The sequence below is a fragment of the Streptomyces sp. NPDC098789 genome (assembly GCF_044759975.1).
GTDB lineage: Bacteria > Actinomycetota > Actinomycetes > Streptomycetales > Streptomycetaceae > Streptomyces.
In genome coordinates, this window is record NZ_JBIWAJ010000007.1 from 100,838 (window position 1) to 121,180 (window position 20,343).

The window sequence follows — 20,343 nt, forward strand, 5'->3', positions numbered from 1 at the left end:
GGCACGGCACGGCCGGGACCGGGACCTGGCCCGCGCCCGGGCAAGGACCCCGCCCCGCCCCGCTCAGTCCGCCACCAGGGGCTCCACGTACCCCGCACGCCAGCGCGGCGCGGGATCCTGGCCCGGGCTGGTCCAGTACTCCCGTGCCTCGACGATCTCCCCGGCGCGCACGGTCCACAGGGACACCGCCCGGTACACGACGTGGTCCTGCGGGATCTCGACCTCGGTGACGACGAAGTCCCCGTCGGCGAGGATCCGCAGCACCTCCACGGAGCGCGCGTCCCCGTCCGCGTCCGCGTCCGCGGCGCCGTCGCTGTTCACGGCGATGAAGTTCGCGCGCCCGACGATCCGCTCCCCGCTGACGGGCCACTCGATGACCGCGTCCTGGGCGATCAGCTCGCCGACTCCGTCCCAGTCGCGGGCCTCGATCCGCTCCCACAGTTCTGCAACTACGTTCAACGGCTCCATGTGCCGCAGTGTGCGACGCCTGTGACCTGGGCAACAAGGTTTACTTACAGGCTTATTGACTTCGACACATTCCCGATCGGCCGACCGGACGGCCCCCCGCAGGGCCTCCCCCACGCCCCCGCCAGGCCCTCGCCGAGCCCTCCTCCAGGCCCCCGCCCAGCCCTCGTCGGGCCCCCGCCAGGCCCTTCCCTCACCCTCTTCACACCCTCCCCGCACCCCTCACCTCGGCGCGCTATCAGGCGCCACTCGCCGGACAGGTTGCCGAGGTCCGCGCCCCAGCCCCATACAGACCGCCGATATCCCCTCCCACCTGCGCACTTCTAGCCTGACCGCATGACCCCTCATGTCCCGCACGCCGCTCCCCACGCCGTGTCCGCCGACCCGGGCGCCGGTGCGGCCGTCAAGGCCGCCGACCGCGCCCACGTCTTCCACTCCTGGTCCGCCCAGGCCCTGATCGACCCGCTCGCCGTGGCCGGGGCCGAGGGGTCGTACTTCTGGGACTACGAGGGCAAGCACTACCTCGACTTCGCCTCCCAGCTGGTGAACACCAACATCGGCCACCAGCACCCCAAGGTCGTCGCCGCGATCCAGGAGCAGGCCGCCCGGCTGTGCACCCTGGCCCCCGGCTTCGCCGTGGACGTCCGCTCCGAGGCCGCCCGCCTCATCGCCGAGCGCACCCCCGGCGACCTGGACAAGATCTTCTTCACCAACGGCGGCGCCGAAGCCGTCGAGAACGCCGTCCGGATGGCCCGGCTGCACACCGGCCGCCAGAAGGTCATGTCGGCCTACCGCTCCTACCACGGCGCCACCGCCGCCGCGATCAACTTGACCGGCGACCCGCGCCGCTGGCCCTCCGACACCGCCTCGGCCGGGGTCGTGCACTTCTGGGGCCCCTACCTCTACCGCTCGGCCTTCCACGCCGAGTCGCAGGAGCAGGAGTGCGAGCGCGCGCTGCGCCACCTCGCCGACACGATCGCCTTCGAGGGGCCGCAGTCCATCGCCGCGATCATCCTGGAGTCGGTGCCGGGCACCGCCGGGATCATGACCCCGCCCCCCGGCTACCTCGCGGGCGTGCGCGAGCTCTGCGACCGCTACGGGATCGTCTTCATCCTGGACGAGGTCATGTCCGGCTTCGGCCGCACCGGCCGGTGGTTCGCCGCCGAGCACTGGGACGTCACCCCCGACCTGCTCTGCTTCGCCAAGGGCGTCAACAGCGGCTACGTACCGCTCGGCGGCGTCGCGATCTCCGGCGCGATCGCCGACACCTTCGCCACGCGCCCCTACCCGGGCGGACTGACGTACTCCGGCCACCCGCTCGCCTGCGCCGCCGCCGTCGCGACCATGAACGCGATGGCGCAGGAAGGCGTCGTCGAACACGCCGCCCACCTCGGCGAGAACGTGATCGGCCCGGCGCTCGCCGAGATCGCCGAGCGCCACCCCTCGGTCGGCGAGGTCCGCGGCCTGGGCACCTTCTGGGCGCTGGAGCTCGTACGGGACAAGGAGACGCGCGAGCCGCTGGTCCCCTACAACGCCGCGGGCGCCGACAACGCGCCGATGGCCGAGTTCGCCGCGGCCTGCAAGGCGTCCGGCCTGTGGCCCTTCGTGAACATGAACCGCACGCACGTCGTGCCGCCGTGCACCATTTCCGAAGCGGAGACGAAGGAGGGTCTGGCCCTCCTCGACGAGGCCCTCACGGTCGCGGACCGGCACACCACATCCGCATAGGGGACACGTCCTCTCCGCATAGAGGACACCTCCTCTCCGTGCAACGAACACACAGTGATCACATAGCGTCCCGGCCGCGGCCCCGCCGCCTGGCCTAAGGTGTCCGGAGTTCTACGAAAGAAACGGACCCTTATGCCAGGCAGCGGAGCTGTCACGCGCAACACGCTGCGCCAGCAGATCGCGGACGCGCTGCGCGACGAGGTGCTCGCGGGACGCCTGCCGCCGGGCACCGAGTTCACGGTCAAACAGATCGCCGAGCAGTACGGGGTGTCGGCCACGCCCGTGCGCGAGGCGCTGGTGGACCTCGCGGCACAGGGGCTGCTGGACTCGGTCCAGCACCGCGGCTTCCGCGTGCGGATCTTCTCCGTGGACGACTTCCGCGGGATGGTCGAGGCCCGCATCCTGATCGTGGACGGGATATTCCGCAGGCTGGTCGAGCGCGGTACGGCGCCCGGCGCGGCGGAGATGCTGGTGTCGGTGCGGCGACGGGCGGAGGAGGCCCGGCGGGCCGCGCTGAGCGGTTCGCTGGAGGTGCTCATCGGCTACGACCTGCGCTTCTGGAGAGAGCTGAGCACTCTGGTGGGCAACGTCTACATCGCGGACTTCCTGCACCGCATCCGCGTGCAGTGCTGGGTCTTCGCCGTCCCCCACCTCCAGCGGGAGCCGAAACTGCGCTCCGCGCTGTGGAGCGGGCACAACGAACTCGTCGAGGCGGTCACCCGCGCCGACGCGCACGAGGTCCGCCGCCTGGTGCAGGCCTACAACCAGCACGGCCTGGACTGGGCCTCCGAACTGACGGCGGCGGGCGCGTGAGCGCGCCGAGTGAACGCCTCGACGCGCGTACGGGCGCCACCTGGCCGCAACCGGTCCGCCTCAGCGTGATCCTGCGGACCCACGGCGCCCCGGCGGCCCGCACCGCCCCGCTCCTGGCCCGGCTGCGCGCGGACCTCGACGAACGCGCCGCGTCCTGGCCCGGCGGCGGCGCCTGGGAACTACTGGTCGTGGGCCCGGACGCCCCGGACGCACCGGACGCACCGGACGCACCGGACGCACCGGACGCACCGGACGCACCGGAAGCACCGGACTCACCGGACTCACCCGAGGACGGCGCGACCCACCGCAGCGACGAACCCGGCCCCGTTCGGCCCGACGATCCCCGCATACGGGCCGTCCCCAGCCTGCGCGCGGCGGTCCGCGCGACCACCGGCCGCCGGATCCTGCTCACCGACTCCGCCCACGCGGCCACCGGCCTGCACGGGCTCGACGACCTCCAGAGCGGCCTGGACCTCGCGCCGGACACCACCGCGGTGATCTCCGGCCGCCACCGCAACCCCCTGGTCCGCGCCCTCGGCATCCCCGGCCCGCCCGGCTTCCGCGCCGACACCCTCGCCTTCGCCCTCTTCGACGGCGCCCGGGCCCGCGCCGCCTTCGCCGCCTCGACCCTGCACGGCCCGGCCATCGACGCCGAGGTGCTGCGCTGGTGCCGCGCGCAGGGCTGGCGCACCGAGGAGCGGCCGGTGCGGCGACCCGCGGGGGAGCGCCCGGTCGGGGAACGCCACCGGGGCGAGCGGCACCTGGGCCTGCGGGTCCGCGAGTTCTTCCGGTTGAACGCGGGCGGCCTCGCCGTCGCCGCCTTCTTCGTCGCCCTCGCCTTCCTGCTCTTCCACCGGCTCTGGCTCGACCTCGACGGTGCCTACCTGCGGGACGCGCTCCAGGACCAGAACCAGTGGGAATGGTTCGTCGGCGTCACCACCGACAACATCACCCACCTGCGCAATCCGCTCTTCACCACCGCCCAGGGCATGCCGGACGGCGTGAACCTGATGGCCAACGCGACGATGCTCGGGCTGACCGTCCCGCTGATCCCGGTCACCCTGGTCTTCGGCGCGACCGTCACCTTCGTGCTCGTGCTCACGCTCGGCATGGCCGCCTCGGGCTGGACCTGGTACTGGCTGATCCGCCGCCGTCTGGTGCGCACCCGCTGGGCCGCCGCCGCGGGCGGCGCGCTGGCCGCCTTCGCGCCGCCGATGATCTCGCACGCCAACGGCCACCCGAACTTCGTCGTCCTGTTCATGATCCCGCTGATCATCGACCGGGCGCTGCGCCTGTGCGACGGCTCCGACGGGGGGCGCGCGGTGGTGCGCGACGGGGTGCTGCTCGGCCTCTTCGCGGCGTACCAGATCTTCATCGGCGAGGAGCCGCTGCTCATCACCGCGCTGGGCCTGGTCGTCTTCGCCCTCGCCTACCTCGTCGTCGACCGCGAGCGGGTCCGCGCGGCCTGGCGCCCGCTGGGCCTCGGCGTGGTCATCGCGCTGGCCGTCTGCCTGCCGCTGGTGGTCTTCCCGCTGTACTGGCAGTTCTCCGGTCCGCAGAGCTACCACTCGGTGCTGCACGGGGACAACGCCGGGAACAGCCCGCGCGCCCTGATCGAGTACGCGGGCCGCTCGCTCTTCGGCGACCCGCAGACCGCGGGCAAGCTCTCCCTGAACACCACCGAGCAGAACGCCTTCTACGGCTGGCCGCTGCTCGCCTTCGGTGCGCTCGTCTGCGTCTGGATGTGGCGGAGCAGGCTCGTCCGCGCGCTCGCGATCACCGGTGTCGTGGCGGCGGTCCTCTCGCTCGGGCCGATCGTGCCCGTCCCGCGCACCGACCTCACGCTGCCCGGCCCGTGGCGCTGGATCACGCAGCTGCCGCTCTTCGAGTCGGTCATCGAGGGGCGCGTGGCGATGGTGTGCGCCCCGGTCCTCGGCATCCTGGTGGCCCTCGCGCTGGACCGGATCGCGACCGCCCCCGCCCGCGAGCACCGCACGCTCGGCGTGCTCGCGGTGGCCGCCGTCCTGCTGCCGGTGCTGCCGCTGCCGCTGGCGGTCCGGGAGCGGGCCCCGGTGCCGGCCTTCATCACCTCCGGTGCCTGGAAGGAGTACGTCAAGGACGGCGAGGCGCTCGTCGCGGTGCCGCTGCCCGACCCGGGCGTGGCCGACGCGCTGCACTGGCAGGTCGAGGCCGACTTCGGCTTCAAGCTGGCCGGCGGCTACTACAACGGGCCCTGGGGCCCGGAGCGGACCGGGATCTACGGCGCGCCCCCGCGCCACCTGTCGAACCTGCTGCGGGACGTCCGCTACGGCGCCGAGCCGCCCACCATCGGCCCCGAGTGGCGCGCGCAGGCCCGCCGCGACCTGTCGTACTGGAAGGCCGGCGCGGTGGTCGTACCGGAACAGGACCGCTCCGCGGAGCTGGTGCGCACGCTGACGGACCTGCTGGAGGCGCCGCCGGTGAAGGTGCGGGACGCCTGGGTCTGGCGGGTGGGTCGGAACTAGGGCGCCTGTCGTCGACGTCGCGTCATCGACGACAGGCGCGAGAGCGCGTGCCAGGCGTCGCGGGGCGGGCGCGACGTCGACGACGGGCGCCGAGGCAGGTCCTCGCTCGGCGAGCAACCTCTACCGACCCCTTCGCGGAGGGTGTCCGGCGCACTACGCTGGGCCGATCGGCGGACACACGACCGGACGGAGCCCGCGTGGCCTGTGACCTCTGGCTGGTACCCCTTGTCGACGTGCTGTGCCACAGCCCCGACAACCCCTTCGCGGAAGAGATCGCCTCGTACGACAAGGCGCTCGGCGAGGCCGGACTGCCGTCCGTGCCCGTCTTCGCCTACATGCCGGGGCTGTCGGGGGACGTGGCCCCGGTGGCCGGCTTCGACTACGACGCCCTGCACTTCCTGCGGCGCGCCTACCTGCTCCAGCTCTGCGGACTGCCGGTGACCCCGGTGGACGAGCTGGGCGGCGACTACGAGCAGCTGCTGGAGATGTTCGAGTCCACGGCCCAGCAGTCGCACCTGGTGTGGCACTACGACCACGCCGGGGCGTACGTGCCGGTGGACTTCGCGGTGCCGCTGGCGAACGAGGAGCTGCTGGCCGGGGGCGGGCCGCTGGGCTCCGCGCAGGGCCTGCTCCGCGAGCTGGCGTTCGTGGGCCCCGCGATCGGGATCGACCCGGGGAATCCGCCCGCGCCGCCCGCGCCGCCGGGACGTCCCACCTCGCTGGAGGAACCGGCCGGGCCGATTCCCTACGACGACAGCCCCTTCGCCCGCGAGCGGCACGTGTGGCTGGGGCTGCACGCGGCGGCGACGCGGAGCCTCGGCCAGGGGTCGATGATCATCTTCAGCTGACTACCGGGCGGGGCCGGATCCGGCCCCGCCCGCCCTCACCTGGGCTGCTCCGGCGGTCGCTGGCGCGGCATGTTCGGGCGGGTGCCCGGGGGGAGCGGGAAGCGTACGGGCGCGGTGCCCGCTTCCGCGCGGGCGCCGGAGACGCCCAGGGACTGCATGACCAGCGGCGCCGGACCCGAGCGGAACTCCACCATCCAGTCCGCGGTCTCGGAGCGCACGAGCTCCGTCACGTCCTCCTGGAAGCGCCGCAGTACGGACAGGCAGCGGTCCGCGGCCTCGCTGGCGGTGCCCTCGGTCGGCCCGAGCACCTCGCGCACGTTCTCCGACGCCCAGTCGAACTGGAGCGTCTGGAGTCTTCGCTGGACCGCCTGCGCCGTCGCCACGTCCCGCATCCACCCCGAGGTCAGCCCGAAGAACCGGTCACAGGCCAGACAGGCCGCGCCCAGGAGCAGCGAGAGGTAGCCGTACGTCGCCAGCCCCGGCGCTGACCCGGTCAGCTCCAGCAGCGGCATCGCGGCGCCGGCGAGCACGCCGACGGCGGCCCCGGCCCGCAGGATCCGGGCGCCGCGCCGCTTGAGGGCGCGGTCGCCGAGGTACCACGCGGCGGTGCGCAGCGCATCGTCCTCGACGCGTCGGTACAGCTCGTCGAGCCGCTCGGCGGGCTCGCCCCAGTCTCCGAGGGGGAAGGGCCGGCCGGTCAGATCGCCCGCGGCGGCCATCGGTCCGCCGCCCTCCTCCCGGGGATCCCGAGGTGGCCCCTCGGGCTGCATCTCCGGCTGGCTCACCCGGCACTCCCTTTGCCTGCGCTGACGTGTGGTGGTGCGCGTGTGCGCAATGGTGCGCATGCCCTTCCTACCTCCGAACGGCGGGCGATGGGCGACGAATCCCGGGATTTCCGCCCGCAAGGGGGCCTTGATCAGGTACGTGCACGCCCCACCCTCACTCGAAAGAGTTGGTCTTCACGGCGTAGGGCGCGGTGCCCGGGGAGCACGTAGGCTCGGTTTCACCCGTAACAGCGCGACGTATGGAGTGAGTGACCAGTGATCCCCGGCGGTGGCCAGCCCAACATGCAGCAGCTGCTCCAGCAGGCCCAGAAGATGCAGCAGGACCTCGCCGCGGCCCAGGAGGAGCTGACCCGCACCGAGGTCGACGGCCAGGCGGGCGGCGGTCTGGTCAAGGCCACGGTGACCGGCTCCGGCGAACTGCGCGCGCTGGTGATCGACCCGAAGGCCGTGGACCCAGAGGACACCGAGACGCTGGCCGACCTGGTGGTCGCCGCGGTCCAGGCGGCCAACGAGAACGCGCAGGCGCTCCAGCAGCAGAAGCTGGGTCCGCTGGCCCAGGGCCTGGGCGGCGGCAGCATCCCCGGCCTCCCGTTCTAAGCAATCCCCACCCTCCGGCGGCAGCAGCCCCCGGCGCACACCGAAAGAAGGCAGTCCGTTGTACGAAGGCGTGGTCCAGGACCTGATCGACGAACTGGGCAGGCTGCCCGGCGTCGGGCCCAAGAGCGCGCAGCGGATCGCCTTCCACATCCTGCAGGCCGAGCCCACCGACGTCCGTCGCCTCGCGCACGCGCTGCTGGAGGTCAAGGACAAGGTCCGCTTCTGCGAGGTGTGCGGGAACGTGGCGCAGGAGCAGCGGTGCAACATCTGCCGCGACCCGCGCCGGGACCTGACGGTGATCTGCGTGGTCGAGGAGTCCAAGGACGTCGTCGCGATCGAGCGGACGCGTGAGTTCCGGGGCCGCTACCACGTCCTGGGCGGCGCCATCAGCCCGATCGAGGGCGTCGGACCGGACGACCTGAGCATCCGCGAGCTGCTGGCGCGACTCGCGGACGGTTCGGTGACGGAGCTGATCCTCGCCACCGACCCGAACCTGGAGGGCGAGGCGACGGCGACGTACCTCGCCCGGATGATCAAGCCCATGGGCCTCAAGGTCACCCGCCTGGCCAGCGGGCTCCCCGTCGGGGGAGACTTGGAGTACGCGGACGAGGTCACGCTCGGGCGGGCCTTTGAAGGAAGGCGACTTCTCGATGTCTGACGCAACGCTGCACGCCCTGGGCCAGGACCCGGACGACTTCGCCGTCCAGATCTCGGACCAGATCGAGTCCTTCATCGTCGCCGTCACCGAGGTGGCCAAGGGCGAGGACCCGGACAGCGCGGTGCCGTTCCTGCTCCTGGAGGTCTCCCAGCTGCTGCTGGCGGGCGGCCGACTGGGGGCGTACGAGGACGTCGTGCCCGACGAGCGCTACGAGCCGGACATCGGGCCCGAGCCGGGCGTGGACGAGCTGCGCGAGCGGTTCGCGCTGATGCTGGACCCCGTCGACGTGTACTCCGAGGTCTTCGACCCCTACGAGCCGCGCAAGGCGCCCGTCGCGCACCGGATCTCCGACGACCTGGCCGACGTGGTCGCGGACCTGCGGCACGGCCTGGCGCACTACCGGGCGGGCCGCACCACCGAGGCGCTGTGGTGGTGGCAGTTCTCGTACTTCTCCAACTGGGGATCGACCGCCTCGGCCACCCTGCGGGCCCTGCAGTCGCTCGTCGCCCACGTCCGCCTCGACCAGCCCCTCCAGGAGCTGGACGGCCTGGACACGGACGAGGACCTGGCCGAGGAGGACCTCGCGGAGCAGGCCGGGCTGGTGATGGCGCAGGAGATCGCGGGCCCGCTGGGCCTGCACAAGCAGTAGCGGGGACCCGGCGGCGACCGGCGGATACCGGTCTCGCGCGGGAACCCATTCTTTGATCTTTTCGTCTCATGATGTGGTACGGGACGGTCGGATCGCGGCCGCTCGTTAGACTGCACCCGCAAACTGACGGACTTGATCGAGGAGCGCACGTGGGCCTAGTCGTGCAGAAGTACGGAGGCTCCTCCGTAGCGGATGCCGAGGGCATCAAGCGGGTCGCCAAGCGGATCGTCGACGCCAAGAAGGACGGCCACCAGGTCGTCGTCGTGGTGTCGGCGATGGGCGACACGACGGACGAGCTGATCGATCTCGCCGAGCAGGTGTCTCCGATGCCTGCCGGGCGTGAATTCGACATGCTGCTGACCGCGGGAGAGCGGATCGCCATGGCCCTGCTGGCCATGGCGATCAAAAACCTGGGCCACGAGGCCCAGTCGTTCACCGGCAGCCAGGCCGGTGTGATCACCGACTCGGTCCACAACAAAGCGCGCATCATCGATGTCACGCCGGGCCGGATCCGTACCGCGCTGGACGAGGGCAACATCGCCATCGTCGCCGGGTTCCAGGGCGTCTCCGCGGACAGCAAGGACATCACCACCCTCGGTCGCGGCGGGTCGGACACGACCGCCGTCGCCCTGGCCGCGGCGCTCGACGCCGAGGTCTGCGAGATCTACACCGACGTCGACGGCGTCTTCACCGCGGACCCCCGCGTCGTGAAGAAGGCCCAGAAGATCGACTGGATCTCCTCCGAGGACATGCTGGAGCTGGCCGCGTCCGGCTCCAAGGTGCTGCTGCACCGCTGCGTGGAGTACGCGCGCCGTTACAACATTCCGATCCACGTCCGCTCGTCCTTCTCCGGACTGCGCGGCACCTGGGTCAGCAACGAGAATCCGCAAGGGGACGAGCCGGTGGAGCACGCCATCATCTCCGGAGTCGCTCACGACGTCTCCGAAGCCAAGATCACGGTCGTCGGTGTGCCGGACAAGCCGGGCGAGGCCGCGGCCATCTTCCGCGCCATCGCGGACGCCGAGATCAACATCGACATGATCGTGCAGAACGTGTCCGCCGCCTCCACGGGCCTGACGGACATCTCCTTCACCCTCCCCAAGGCCGAGGGCCACAAGGCCATCGACGCCCTGGAGAAGGCGAAGGGCACGATCGGCTTCGACTCGCTGCGCTACGACGACCAGATCGGCAAGATCTCCCTGGTCGGCGCGGGCATGAAGACGAACCCGGGCGTCACCGCCTCGTTCTTCCAGGCGCTGTCCGACGCGGGCGTGAACATCGAGCTGATCTCGACCTCCGAGATCCGCATCTCGGTGGTCACCCGCCAGGACGACGTCAACGAGGCCGTCCGCGCGGTGCACTCGGCCTTCGGTCTCGACTCCGACAGCGACGAAGCGGTCGTCTACGGAGGCACGGGACGTTGAACCCGGGCGTCGACCGGTCGTCCGCCCCGGCCCTGGCCGTGGTCGGGGCGACCGGAGCGGTCGCCGCGGTGCTGCTCCAGATGCTGTCCCAGCGGGCGGACGTCTGGGGCGGCATCCGCCTGATCGCCTCCTCGCGCTCGGCCGGCCGCCGGCTGACCGTGCGCGGCGAGGAGTGCGAGGTGCTCGCCCTCACCGAGGACGCCTTCGACGGCCTCGGCGCGGGCGACGTGGTGATCTTCCTGACCCCGGCCGAGGTGTCGGCCCGCTGGGCGCCGGTCGTGACCGCCCGCGGCGCCGCCGTGGTCGACCACTCCGCGGCCTTCCGGGACGATCCCGAGGTGCCTCTGGTGGTGCCCGAGATCAACGCGCACGCCGTACGGATCCGCCCGCGCGGGATCGTCGCCGGGCCGGACTCCGTCACCGCCGCGATGATCGCGGCGGTGGGCGCGCTGCACGCCGAGTACGCGCTGACCGGGCTGGTGGTCTCCTCGTACCAGGCCGCGAGCGCCGAGGGCCGGGCCGGGTCCGAGGTGCTGCGCCGGCAGCTGGCCGTGGTCGCCGGGACGGATCTGGGCGAGCACACGGGCGACGTGCGCCGTGCCGTGGGCGAGGACACCGGGCCCTTCGCGGCGCCGCTCGTCCTCAACGTGGTGCCGTGGTCCGGCGAGCTGCGCGCGGACGGCTGGTCCTCGCACGAGCTGGCCGTACGGGCGGAGGTCCGCCGGATCCTGGGGCTCGACGCGCTCGCGGTGTCCGTGACCTGCGTGCAGGTGCCGGTCATGACCGGCCATTCGCTGACGGTCCGGGCCGCCTTCGAGCACCCGGTCGAGCTGGCGCGGGCGCGCGAGATCCTGGAGGCGGCCCCCGGCGTGGTCCTCGTGGACGACCCGGCGGCGGGGGAGTTCCCGACCCCCGTGGACGCCGCGGGCACCGATCCTGCCTGGGTGGGCCGGGTGCGGGTGTCCCTGGACGACCCCCGGGCGCTGGAGTTCTTCGTCTGCGCGGACAACCTCCGCAAGGGCGTCGCCCTGAACGCGACCCAGATCGCGGAACTGATTGCTGGTGAATTCGCGTAATTCGCTTTGTAGGATCGGGAGCGATCCCTAGATCAAGGTGAAGAGCGGTTACGCATGAGGGCGGGCGACACGATGCTGGTGGGGCTGCCGCACGCGTACAACCCTGACCGGGGGACGCGTGTCCAACTGGCGTGGCAGAGGCATTGCTCGACTTCGTGGTTCCACCGGTGCGCCCCGGGATCCTTCCGGTACGGCGGCGCTCACCGCGCTCCGCTCCCGGCGGCGGTCTCCCGGTGATCGTGCCCCTTCCGGCGGGATCGCCGGCTTCCGCAGCGTCGCCCGCGTCCGCGTCCGCGCCCACGTCTGCGCCCGCGCCCGCCGCGCCGGCCAGGGGGGGATTCGTGCCCTCGCCCCGTGACGGCGCCGACGGCGCGCCGCCGGTCGAGCCGGTGGCGTCCGCGGAGCCCGAGGCGGCGGCGCCCGAGACGGCCGTGGGCGCGGCGGCGCCCGAGGTGGCCGTCGGCACCACCGTCGACCACCTCACCGAGACCTACCAGGCGCACTACCGCTCCCTGCTGGGCCTGGCCGCGCTGCTCCTGGACGACACCGCCTCCTGCGAGGACGTGGTCCAGGAGGCGTTCATCCGGGTCCACTCCGCGCGCAGCCGGGTCCGCGAGCCCGAGAAGACGCTGGCGTACCTGCGCCAGACCGTCGTGAACCTCTCCCGCTCCGCGCTGCGCCGCCGCATCATCGGGCTCAAGCTGCTGTCGAAGCCGATGCCCGACATGGCGAGCGCCGAAGAGGGCGCGTACGAGCAGCTGGAGCGGGACGACCTGATCAGATCGATGCGCGGACTGCAGCGACGCCAGCGCGAGGTGCTGGTGCTGCGCTACTTCGCGGACATGACGGAGGCCCAGGTCGCCGAGACGCTCGGGATATCCCTCGGCTCGGTGAAGGCGTACGGATCGCGGGGCATTGCCGCGCTGCGGGTGGCGATGGAGGCTGCGCAGTCATGAGCGACCAGGTGAACCGTTTCAGCGGGACGCACGACGAGGATCCCGGCGACGTCGTGCAGGAGCACGAGCTGCGCGGGCTGCTGCACGGAGCCGTCGGGGGCCTGACGCCCTCGGACGGCGCGCTGGAGCGGCTGCGCCACGCCGTCCCGGCCCGCCGGGCCCGCAAGCGCCAGGTCGTCATCGGCGCCGCCGCGGCCGTGCTGCTGTGCGGGACCGCGGTCCCGACGGCCCTGCACCTGACGGCGGCCGAGGGCGCGCCCGGCGACCACTCCGCGATGGCGGGCCACGGCACCGCCGTGGACGGCGACCAGGAGGGACCCTCGGACCCGCGTGCCGCCGGTGGGGGCGCGTTCGCCCAGCCCCCGCAGGCCCCGGCCACCGGCCAGGGCGCTGCCGCGGGCGGCCCCACCAGTACGCCGCAGCCCGGCCCGTCGACGCAGGCCGTCGGGGGCAACGGCACCGGACCGGCCACCGCGGGCGCGGCGGCCGGGGGCGGCCCGCTGCCTCCCGCCGCGCCGGGCGCGCCCGGCTGCGCCGAGGCCCAGCTCGGGGTGCGCGCCACCACCGGCGGCGCCGAGGCGGACGGCAAGGTGTACGGCAGCTTCCGCGTCACCAACGTGTCCGTCAGCGGCTGTACGGTCACCGGGGCCGACACCGTCACGGCGGCCCCGGCATCGGGCGCGGCCTCCGGCCAGGCCCCGGTCACGGTCCTCGCGCACACCGCGGGCGATCCGGCGACGGGCCTGCCCGATCCGGCCACGGAGACGCCGGGCCTGGTCCTCCAGCCGTCCATGGGCTACGAGGTGCGCTTCGCCTGGGTGCCCGATCCCACCTGCACGACGGGCGCCGCGGAACCGGGCGGCAAGCCCGCGCAGGGCGCCAACGCGCGGATGCAGGGGGCAGGGCCGGACACGGACGCCGCCGCGGGCGGGCAGCCGAGCACCGGCCCGACCCCCGAGAGCGGCGGGGTCGCGCTCACGCACGCCGTGCACCCGGGCGCTTCCACCACCCGCACCACCGTCCCCACGAAGTGCGCGGGGACGGTCTACCGCACCGGCGTCATCGCGTTGGACGCGGCGCCGAAGCCGTAGCGGGAGCGGAGTCGGCGGGATCCGCCGGACCCTCGGCGTCCGCCGTGTCCACGGCGGGGTCCGGCGGCAGCAGCCCGGCCTCCGCGTCGCGCAGGGTCTCCACTTCGCGCCGGTAGAGCCGGAACCACATGAAGAGCACGAAGGCCGAGAAGACGAACCACTCGCCGGTGTAGCCGAGGTTCTGGAAGGCCTTGAGGTCGAGCCCGGTGTTCGCCGGCGCCTTCGCCGGTACCGCGATCATCCCGTCCGAGGGGGTCGGCACGGTCAGCCACGCGTCGTACAGCTCGTACGGCACCAGGTTGACCAGCGAGGCCGCCCCGATCACGCCGAGCTGTCCGGCGGGCAGACCGCCCTGGGAGTGGACGCCCTTGCTGCTGGAGCTCTCCGGGGCCTGGAGCACCCCGGCGACCTGGACCCGACCGGTCGGCGCCGCCGGCGCCCTGGCCGCGTCCGCGGTCCCCGGGAGCCAGCCGCGGACCACCGGGACGGCCTTGCCGCCGTCGGTGCGCAGCAGGGTCAGCACGTAGAAGCCGGACTTCCCGTCGAGCTGGCGGTCCGGGACCAGCAGCTGTTCGGCGTACTCCCCGGAGACGGAGGCGAGACGTCCGGAGGTCCGGGTGTCCACCGGGAGCAGGGAGTCCAGCGGGGCGGCGACCTGGTCGGCCGGGCGCTCGGCGCTCGCCTCCCGGTGGCTGCCGACGCGGTCCTCGAAGCGGCCGAGCTGCCACGTCCCCATGAACAGACAGACGGGAACGGCCAGCACGACGAAGACGTTGATCCCCCACCAGCGCGGGGTCAGGAGAAACCGGTGCACCCCACCACCGTACGGGGGGGCGCACCGGTCGCTCGGTCCCGGGTCGGGCCGGGTCGGCCCGGGTTCAGGCCGAGGCGCCCTGCGGCAGGTGCTTCAGCGCGAACTCCAGCTCCATCCGGACCTGCTTGATCCGCTCCTCCACGACCAGGGAGCCGTGCCCGGCGTCGTAGCGGTAGACCTCGTGCTCGGCGCCGCGCGCCACCAGCCGCTCGACGTAGTTGTCGATCTGCCGGATCGGACAGCGCGGGTCGTTCACGCCCGCCGCGATGTGCACGGGCGCCCGCACCGCGTCCACGTACGTCAGCGGGGACGAGGCGGCGAAGCGGTCCGGCACCTCCTCGGGCGTCCCGCCGAAGAGGGTCCGGTCCAGCGCCTTGAGCGGCTCCATCTCGTCCTCGTACGCCGCCACGTAGTCGGCGACGGGCACCGCGGCCAGTCCCACCGCCCACACCTCGGGCTGGGTGCCCAGGCCGAGCAGGCTCAGGTAGCCGCCCCACGAGCCGCCGGACAGCACCAGCCGCGCCGGATCGGCGAGCCCGGACTCCACCGCCCACGCGCGCACCGCGTCGATGTCCTCCAGCTCGATCAGGCCGACCCGGTGCTTGAGGGCGTCGGTCCACTCGCGGCCGTAGCCCGTCGAGCCCCGGTAGTTGACCCGGACCACCGCGAAGCCGTGGTCGAGCCAGGCCGCGGGGGTGGCCGCGAAGGCGTCGCTGTCGTGCCAGGTCGGCCCGCCGTGGATCTCGAAGATGGTCGGGAAGGGACCCTCGCCGTGCCCGGTCGGGCGCTGCGCCAGCGCGTGGATCCGGCCGCCCGGTCCCTCGACCCACACGTCCTCCACGGGCACGGAGCCCGGCGGCCGGAAGCCCGGCGGGTCCAGCACCACCGCGCCGGTGGTGGACCGGACCGAGGCGGGCTCGGCGGCCGAGGACCACTGGTACTCGACGGTGCCGTCGGGGCGGGCGGTCGCGCCCGAGACCGTACCGGGCGGGGTGTCCACCCGGACCAGCTCGCGCGTCGCGAGGTCGTAGCGCCACAGCTCGCCGCGCGCCTCGAACTCGTGCGCGATCAGTAGGGCGGTGCCGTCCGGGTACCACTCGGCGCTGACGTCGCCGGGCAGGTCGATCTCCAGGTCCTCCTGGGTGCCCGCCGCGACGTCCCAGACCATCGGCTCCCAGCGGCCGCGCCGCTGGTGGCCGACCAGCAGCCGGGCGTCCCCGGCGACCGGCGCGAAGCCGAGCGCGGACAGCCCCAGCTCCCGCGTGCCGTCCTCGGAGTCGTCCAGCTCGGCGACGGTCGCCCCGTCCAGGGTGACCACGCGCAGCGAGGAGTGCATCGCGTCGCCGTGCTCGGTGTGCTCGATGACGACGAGGGTGCCGTCGTGGGAGAGGTCGCCCACGCCCGCCGACTCGGGGTGCCGGTAGATCTCCACCGGCTCCGCGCCCGGACGCACGACGTGCAGCGTCGAGCCCTCCTCGTCGGTGGAACGGCCGACCACGGCCGTGCCGTCCCGGCCGATCGCCAGACCGCCCGGGTACGAGGGCTCCAGGCCCGGGGTCGCCGGCTCGTCCGGGCCGCCCTCGAAGGGCTGGCGCACCCAGACGCCGAACTCGTCGCCGTCGGTGTCGGAGAACCACCAGATCCAGGCGCCGTCGGGGGAGAGGGTGCCGTCGGTGGTCCCGTTCGGCCGGTCCGTGGCCTGCCGCTGGGCGCCGCTCGCGCGGTCCCAGGCGTACAGCTCGTAGGTCCCCGTCGCGTTGGAGACGAAGAGGCTGCGGTCCGGGGCGTCCTCGGCCCAGTCGGGCAGCCCGACGCGCGGGGCCCGGAACCGCCTCTCCCAGTCCGGCATGGCGGACGGGTCGCCGGGGGACGCGGCACGCGCGTCGCCGCTCGGGCCGCCGCTCGCACCGCTGCTGAGGTCGCCGCTCACGTCGCTGCTCACATCGCTGGTCATGCGCCCCATTCTTGCCGCACCGGGCGCCGGGATGCCGACGGATTGGCAGCCGTACCGCTATAACGTCACGGTATGCGGATGATCGTCCGGGGTGCCCGGCTGCACACAGGAGAGGGACGGGGCGCGGTCGCCGCCAGCCTCGTCGACGTAGAGGTGGCCGAGGACGGCCGGATCGCCCACCTCATCCCGCACGACGACGAGCGGGAGCCACCGATGACGGGGACCCTCATCGAGGCGCACGGCGGGCTGCTCACCGCGCCCTTCGTCGAACCGCACGTGCACCTCGACACCGCGCTGACCGCCGGCCAGCCGCGCCCGAACGCCTCCGGCACCCTCTGGGAGGGCATCGCCTGCTGGAGCGAGCGCAAGCGGACGCTGACCCACGAGGACGTCGTCGCGCGCGCCACCGAGGTGCTGCGCTGGCAGGCCGCCCAGGGCGTGCTGTACGTCCGGACGCACTGCGACGTCACCGACCCCGGCCTGATCGCGCTCGACGCCCTGGCGGAGGTCCGCGACCGGGTGCGGGACGTGCTGACCCTCCAGATCGTGGCCTTCCCGCAGGAGGGCATCGTCTCCTTCCCGGACGGCGAACGCCTGATGCGCGAGGCGGTGGTCCGCGGCGCGGACGTGATCGGTGCGATCCCGCACTACGAGGACACCCGCGAGGACGGGGTCGACTCGCTGCGCTTCGCCTTCGAACTCGCCGAACGGCACGGGCTGCGCGTGGACGCCCACTGCGACGAGATCGACGACGAGCAGTCGCGCTTCGTGGAGGTACTGGCGACCCTGGCCCTGCGCTCCGGACTGCGCGGGCGCGCGACCGCCTCGCACACGACGGCGATGGGCTCCTACAACGGCGCCTACAGCTTCAAGCTCCAGCGGCTGCTGGAGCGCTCCGGGATCAACCTGGTGAGCAACCCCTTCGCGAACCTCAACCTCCAGGGCCGCTTCGACGGCTACCCCAAGCGGCGCGGCCTCACCCAGGTCAAGGAGATGTTGGCGGCGGGGGTCAACGTGGCCTTCGGCCACGACGACGTGATGGACCCGTGGAACGCCCTGGGCACCGGGAACCCGCTCCAGACCGCCCTGATGGGCCTGTACGCGGCCCAGCTGACGGGAACGGACGAGATCCCCACCGCGTTCTCCATGGTGACGGACCGCGCGGCCCGGGTGCTCGGGCTCGACGAGGACGCGTACGGCATCGCGGAGGGCGCCCCCGCCAACTTCGTGCTGCTGCCCGCGCCTTCGCCGTCCGAAGCGCTGCGCCGCCAGGTCCGGCCGCGTTTCGTCGTCTCGCGCGGCCGGGTCCTGGCCGAGACCCCGGTGGCGCCGACCCTGCTGAGCTGGCCGGGGGAGGACCCGGCGCCGGTGGATTTCCACCCCCGCCTACAGTGACCAGCGTCAACTGACGTCAGGTGGAGGGGAACCGAGCGATATGTGGACCGTAGCGGGACGATCGGCCGAAGCGGCACGGGAGATCGCGGCGGAGTATGCCGACGAGGCGCTCCTCAACCATTCCGTGCGCTCCTACGCCTTCGGCGCGCGGTACGCCGCCGAGCACGGCCTGGCCTACGACGAGGAGCTGTTCTACGTCGCCTCGCTCCTCCACGACCTGGGGCTGACCGCGCCCTTCGACAGCCACACGCTCCCCTTCGAGGAGGCGGGCGGCCACGTGGCCCGCGTGCTCACGGCGGGCCTCGGCTGGGCTCCGGCGCGGCGCGCCCGCGCCGAGGAGGTCATCGTGCTGCACATGCGCGAGGACGTCACGGCCGATGAGGACGTGGAGAGCCACCTCCTGCAGGTGGGCACCAGCGCCGACGTGTCGGGCCTGCGGGTGGAGGAGTTCGACGAGCGGTTCCGCGCCGAGCTGCTGCAGGCCTACCCGCGGGCCGACTTCGGCCCGTCCTTCCTCGCGCTCTTCGAGGACCAGGCGGCCCGCAAGCCGCACTGCTCGGCCGCCGGCCTGGTCGCGAACGGCATAGCCGAGCGGATCGCGAAGAACCCCCTGGGCTGAGGAGCCCGCCGTCCGGGACCTCCGGGCCGGGGACCTCCGGGTCCGGCTGTCGGGCCTCCCGGCCGCGGGGCCCCGTCGTCGGTAGCCTGCGCCCATGTCATGGGACTGGGACGAGGACGGCGCCGCGCACCCGCTGGGGCTGCGCCGGTCCGGGCGCAGCGAGTCGGAGCCGGACCGGCTGCCCGAGGTGCGCGAGTTGGAGGTGCTCGGCTGGGAACCCGCGCCCGAGCAGGCGCTGTGGGTGTTCCTGCCGTACGTGTGGCCCGCGCCCGCCCGGACCTGGGTGGCGGACCGGGCCACGCACTGGGCGGTGGAGACCCGGCTGGACGGCCACGGCACGATCACCGATGTGGAATGCGCCCCGCTGTCGGCGGCCGACCTGCACGGGATGGACGCCGAGGCCGACGCGACCCTGTCCGGCCTCGGGCTGCCGCCCCGCCCGGCGGGGCGGCTGTGGCTGCTGCGTCCGGTGGGGCCCTTCGCGGACGTGGCGGCCGTACTGGCCCACCTGTACGCGGTGGCCGGGGAGCGCGCGGTGGAGCCCGCGGCGACCGGGCCCTTCATGGAACTGGTCCGCGACGAGCTGACGGCCCTGCTCGACGCGTCGGGCTGAGGGGCCGCGGGGGTGTCGGGCCGAGGCGCCGCAAGGGGTGTCGGGCCGCGCGGCCGGGCAGCCGCGGCCTGCTGGGATGATCGCGGGTATGCCCTTCGACGCCTTCTCCTTCACCCTCTCACTGGCCGCGCTGCTGGTGGTGCTGGTGTGCGCGGTGGCCCGCCCCTTCGGCCGCCCCGAGGCGTTCTTCGCCGTTCCGGCCGCCGCCGTGGTCATCGGCTGCGGGGCGATCGGGACGGATGCCGTCCGGGAGGAGGCGGAGCGCCTCGGTCCGGTCATCGGCTTCCTCGCCGCCGTCCTCGTCCTCGCGAAGCTCTGCGCCGACGAGGGCCTCTTCCACGCCTGCGGCACCTGGATGGCCCGCTGGTCGGCGGGCCGCCCCCGGCGCCTGCTCGGCGCGGTCTTCGCGCTCGCCTCGCTGATCACGGCGGCGCTGAGCCTGGACGCCACCGTCGTCCTGCTCACCCCGGTCGTCTTCGCCACCGCCGCGCGCATGGGCGCCCGGCCCGCGCCCCACCTCTACGCGTGCGCGCACCTGTCGAACACCGCGTCCCTGCTGCTGCCCGTCTCCAACCTCACCAACCTGCTCGCCTTCACCGCGAGCGGCCTGAGCTTCACCCGGTTCGCCGCCCTGATGACCCTGCCGTGGCTGGTCGCGATCGGGGTCGAGTACGTCGTCTTCCGCCGGTTCTTCGCCGCCGACCTCGACGCCGAACCGGCCGGGGCGGACGCCCTGGAGCCGCCCGAGCTGCCGCTCTTCGCGCTGCTGACGGTGGCGGGGACCCTGGGCGGCTTCGCGGTCGCCTCGGCGGTCGGGGCCGACCCGGCATGGGCCGCGGCGGCGGGGGCCCTGGTGCTGGGGGTCCGGGCACTGGCCCGGCGCCGCACCACCCCGGCCGCGATCGTCCGCTCGGCGGCGCTGCCGTTCCTCGCCTTCGTCCTGGCCCTGGGCATCGTCGTCCGGGCGCTGGTGGACAACGGCCTCGGTGCGGCCCTGGCCCACGTCGTCCCGGCGGGCACCGGCCTGCCCGCGCTGCTCGGCCTGGCCGCGCTGGCCGCCGTACTGGCCAACCTGATCAACAACCTGCCGGCGGTGCTGGCCCTGGTGCCGCTGGTCGCACCCGCGGGTCCGGGCGCGGTGCTCGCCGTGCTCCTGGGCGTGAACATCGGGCCGAACCTCACCTACGCGGGCTCCCTGGCCACCCTGCTGTGGCGGCGCATCGCCCACCACCACGAACACGAGGTCCGGCTCGTCGAGTTCACCCACCTCGGCCTGCTGACCACCCCGGCGGCGCTGGCCCTGTCCACCTCGGCCCTGTGGCTGTCGCTGCGCCTGACCGGGACCGCCTGACAC

General features: G+C 73.4%; 19 protein-coding genes. 15 read left to right on the forward strand and 4 right to left on the reverse strand.

Features of this window, described 5'->3' with window-relative positions; genetic code table 11:
* Positions 1 to 63: 63 nt before the first annotated feature.
* Complete coding sequence (locus tag ACIQWR_RS16855) at positions 64 to 468, reverse strand: nuclear transport factor 2 family protein (protein ID WP_354380745.1); 405 nt, start codon at positions 466 to 468, stop codon at positions 64 to 66.
* Positions 469 to 801: 333 nt separating this feature from the next.
* Here ACIQWR_RS16855 and ACIQWR_RS16860 point away from each other — a divergent pair, with 333 nt between their 5' ends.
* The 4 genes from ACIQWR_RS16860 to ACIQWR_RS16875 all read left to right on the forward strand — a co-directional run bounded on the left by ACIQWR_RS16860 (position 802) and on the right by ACIQWR_RS16875 (position 6,358).
* The gene (locus ACIQWR_RS16860) at positions 802 to 2,193 is read left to right on the forward strand and encodes an aspartate aminotransferase family protein (protein ID WP_404009646.1); all 1,392 of its coding nucleotides are present in this window, start codon (positions 802 to 804) and stop codon (positions 2,191 to 2,193) included.
* 132 nt (positions 2,194 to 2,325) lie between these two features.
* A complete protein-coding gene (locus ACIQWR_RS16865) occupies positions 2,326 to 3,006 on the forward strand; it encodes a GntR family transcriptional regulator (RefSeq protein ID WP_404009649.1) in 681 nt (226 codons plus the stop codon).
* Positions 3,003 to 5,510 (forward strand): glycosyltransferase family 2 protein, encoded by a 2,508-nt coding sequence (locus ACIQWR_RS16870; RefSeq protein ID WP_404009652.1) that lies wholly within the window; start codon positions 3,003 to 3,005, stop codon positions 5,508 to 5,510. The genes ACIQWR_RS16865 and ACIQWR_RS16870 overlap by 4 nt, the downstream gene beginning before the upstream one ends.
* A 197-nt stretch (positions 5,511 to 5,707) precedes the next feature.
* Positions 5,708 to 6,358, forward strand: coding sequence for a hypothetical protein (locus ACIQWR_RS16875; RefSeq protein ID WP_330331247.1), 651 nt, complete (start codon positions 5,708 to 5,710; stop codon positions 6,356 to 6,358).
* A gap of 35 nt (positions 6,359 to 6,393) precedes the next feature.
* On the opposite strand, the gene ACIQWR_RS16880 is transcribed toward ACIQWR_RS16875, so the two are convergent.
* A complete protein-coding gene (locus ACIQWR_RS16880; protein WP_404009655.1) occupies positions 6,394 to 7,143 on the reverse strand; it encodes an SLATT domain-containing protein in 750 nt (249 codons plus the stop codon).
* Between the two features lie 255 nt (positions 7,144 to 7,398).
* Between ACIQWR_RS16880 and ACIQWR_RS16885 the strand changes: the two genes are divergently transcribed.
* From ACIQWR_RS16885 to ACIQWR_RS16915, 7 genes are all read left to right on the forward strand, one after another.
* Positions 7,399 to 7,740, forward strand: a complete 342-nt coding sequence (locus ACIQWR_RS16885; RefSeq protein WP_404009658.1) for a YbaB/EbfC family nucleoid-associated protein — start codon at positions 7,399 to 7,401, stop codon at positions 7,738 to 7,740.
* A gap of 58 nt (positions 7,741 to 7,798) precedes the next feature.
* Complete coding sequence (gene recR / locus ACIQWR_RS16890) at positions 7,799 to 8,398, forward strand: recombination mediator RecR (protein WP_385780247.1); 600 nt, start codon at positions 7,799 to 7,801, stop codon at positions 8,396 to 8,398.
* Positions 8,391 to 9,047, forward strand: a complete 657-nt coding sequence (locus tag ACIQWR_RS16895; protein WP_404009660.1) for a DUF5063 domain-containing protein — start codon at positions 8,391 to 8,393, stop codon at positions 9,045 to 9,047. Before recR ends, ACIQWR_RS16895 begins: the two co-directional genes overlap by 8 nt.
* Positions 9,048 to 9,196: 149 nt before the next feature.
* Positions 9,197 to 10,471, forward strand: coding sequence for an aspartate kinase (locus tag ACIQWR_RS16900; protein WP_404009662.1), 1,275 nt, complete (start codon positions 9,197 to 9,199; stop codon positions 10,469 to 10,471).
* Positions 10,468 to 11,547 (forward strand): aspartate-semialdehyde dehydrogenase, encoded by a 1,080-nt coding sequence (locus ACIQWR_RS16905; RefSeq protein WP_404009665.1) that lies wholly within the window; start codon positions 10,468 to 10,470, stop codon positions 11,545 to 11,547. The genes ACIQWR_RS16900 and ACIQWR_RS16905 overlap by 4 nt, the downstream gene beginning before the upstream one ends.
* A gap of 389 nt (positions 11,548 to 11,936) precedes the next feature.
* A complete protein-coding gene (locus tag ACIQWR_RS16910) occupies positions 11,937 to 12,503 on the forward strand; it encodes a SigE family RNA polymerase sigma factor (protein WP_404010122.1) in 567 nt (188 codons plus the stop codon).
* Positions 12,500 to 13,594 (forward strand): hypothetical protein, encoded by a 1,095-nt coding sequence (locus ACIQWR_RS16915; RefSeq protein ID WP_404009666.1) that lies wholly within the window; start codon positions 12,500 to 12,502, stop codon positions 13,592 to 13,594. The genes ACIQWR_RS16910 and ACIQWR_RS16915 overlap by 4 nt, the downstream gene beginning before the upstream one ends.
* On the opposite strand, the gene ACIQWR_RS16920 is transcribed toward ACIQWR_RS16915, so the two are convergent.
* Both ACIQWR_RS16920 and ACIQWR_RS16925 read right to left on the reverse strand, forming a co-directional pair.
* Positions 13,563 to 14,408, reverse strand: a complete 846-nt coding sequence (locus ACIQWR_RS16920) for an SURF1 family protein (RefSeq protein ID WP_404009669.1) — start codon at positions 14,406 to 14,408, stop codon at positions 13,563 to 13,565. The genes ACIQWR_RS16915 and ACIQWR_RS16920 overlap by 32 nt on opposite strands.
* 64 nt (positions 14,409 to 14,472) lie before the next feature.
* Complete coding sequence (locus ACIQWR_RS16925; protein WP_404010125.1) at positions 14,473 to 16,257, reverse strand: prolyl oligopeptidase family serine peptidase; 1,785 nt, start codon at positions 16,255 to 16,257, stop codon at positions 14,473 to 14,475.
* A gap of 177 nt (positions 16,258 to 16,434) precedes the next feature.
* Between ACIQWR_RS16925 and codA the strand changes: the two genes are divergently transcribed.
* The 4 genes from codA to ACIQWR_RS16945 all read left to right on the forward strand — a co-directional run bounded on the left by codA (position 16,435) and on the right by ACIQWR_RS16945 (position 20,340).
* Positions 16,435 to 17,757, forward strand: a complete 1,323-nt coding sequence (codA, locus tag ACIQWR_RS16930; RefSeq protein ID WP_404009672.1) for a cytosine deaminase — start codon at positions 16,435 to 16,437, stop codon at positions 17,755 to 17,757.
* 40 nt (positions 17,758 to 17,797) lie between these two features.
* The gene (locus ACIQWR_RS16935; RefSeq protein WP_404009674.1) at positions 17,798 to 18,376 is read left to right on the forward strand and encodes an HD domain-containing protein; all 579 of its coding nucleotides are present in this window, start codon (positions 17,798 to 17,800) and stop codon (positions 18,374 to 18,376) included.
* Positions 18,377 to 18,470: 94 nt separating this feature from the next.
* Complete coding sequence (locus tag ACIQWR_RS16940; RefSeq protein ID WP_404009677.1) at positions 18,471 to 18,989, forward strand: DUF5956 family protein; 519 nt, start codon at positions 18,471 to 18,473, stop codon at positions 18,987 to 18,989.
* An 88-nt stretch (positions 18,990 to 19,077) separates the two neighbouring features.
* Positions 19,078 to 20,340, forward strand: a complete 1,263-nt coding sequence (locus ACIQWR_RS16945; protein ID WP_404009678.1) for an SLC13 family permease — start codon at positions 19,078 to 19,080, stop codon at positions 20,338 to 20,340.
* The last annotated feature ends 3 nt before the right edge of the window (positions 20,341 to 20,343 follow it).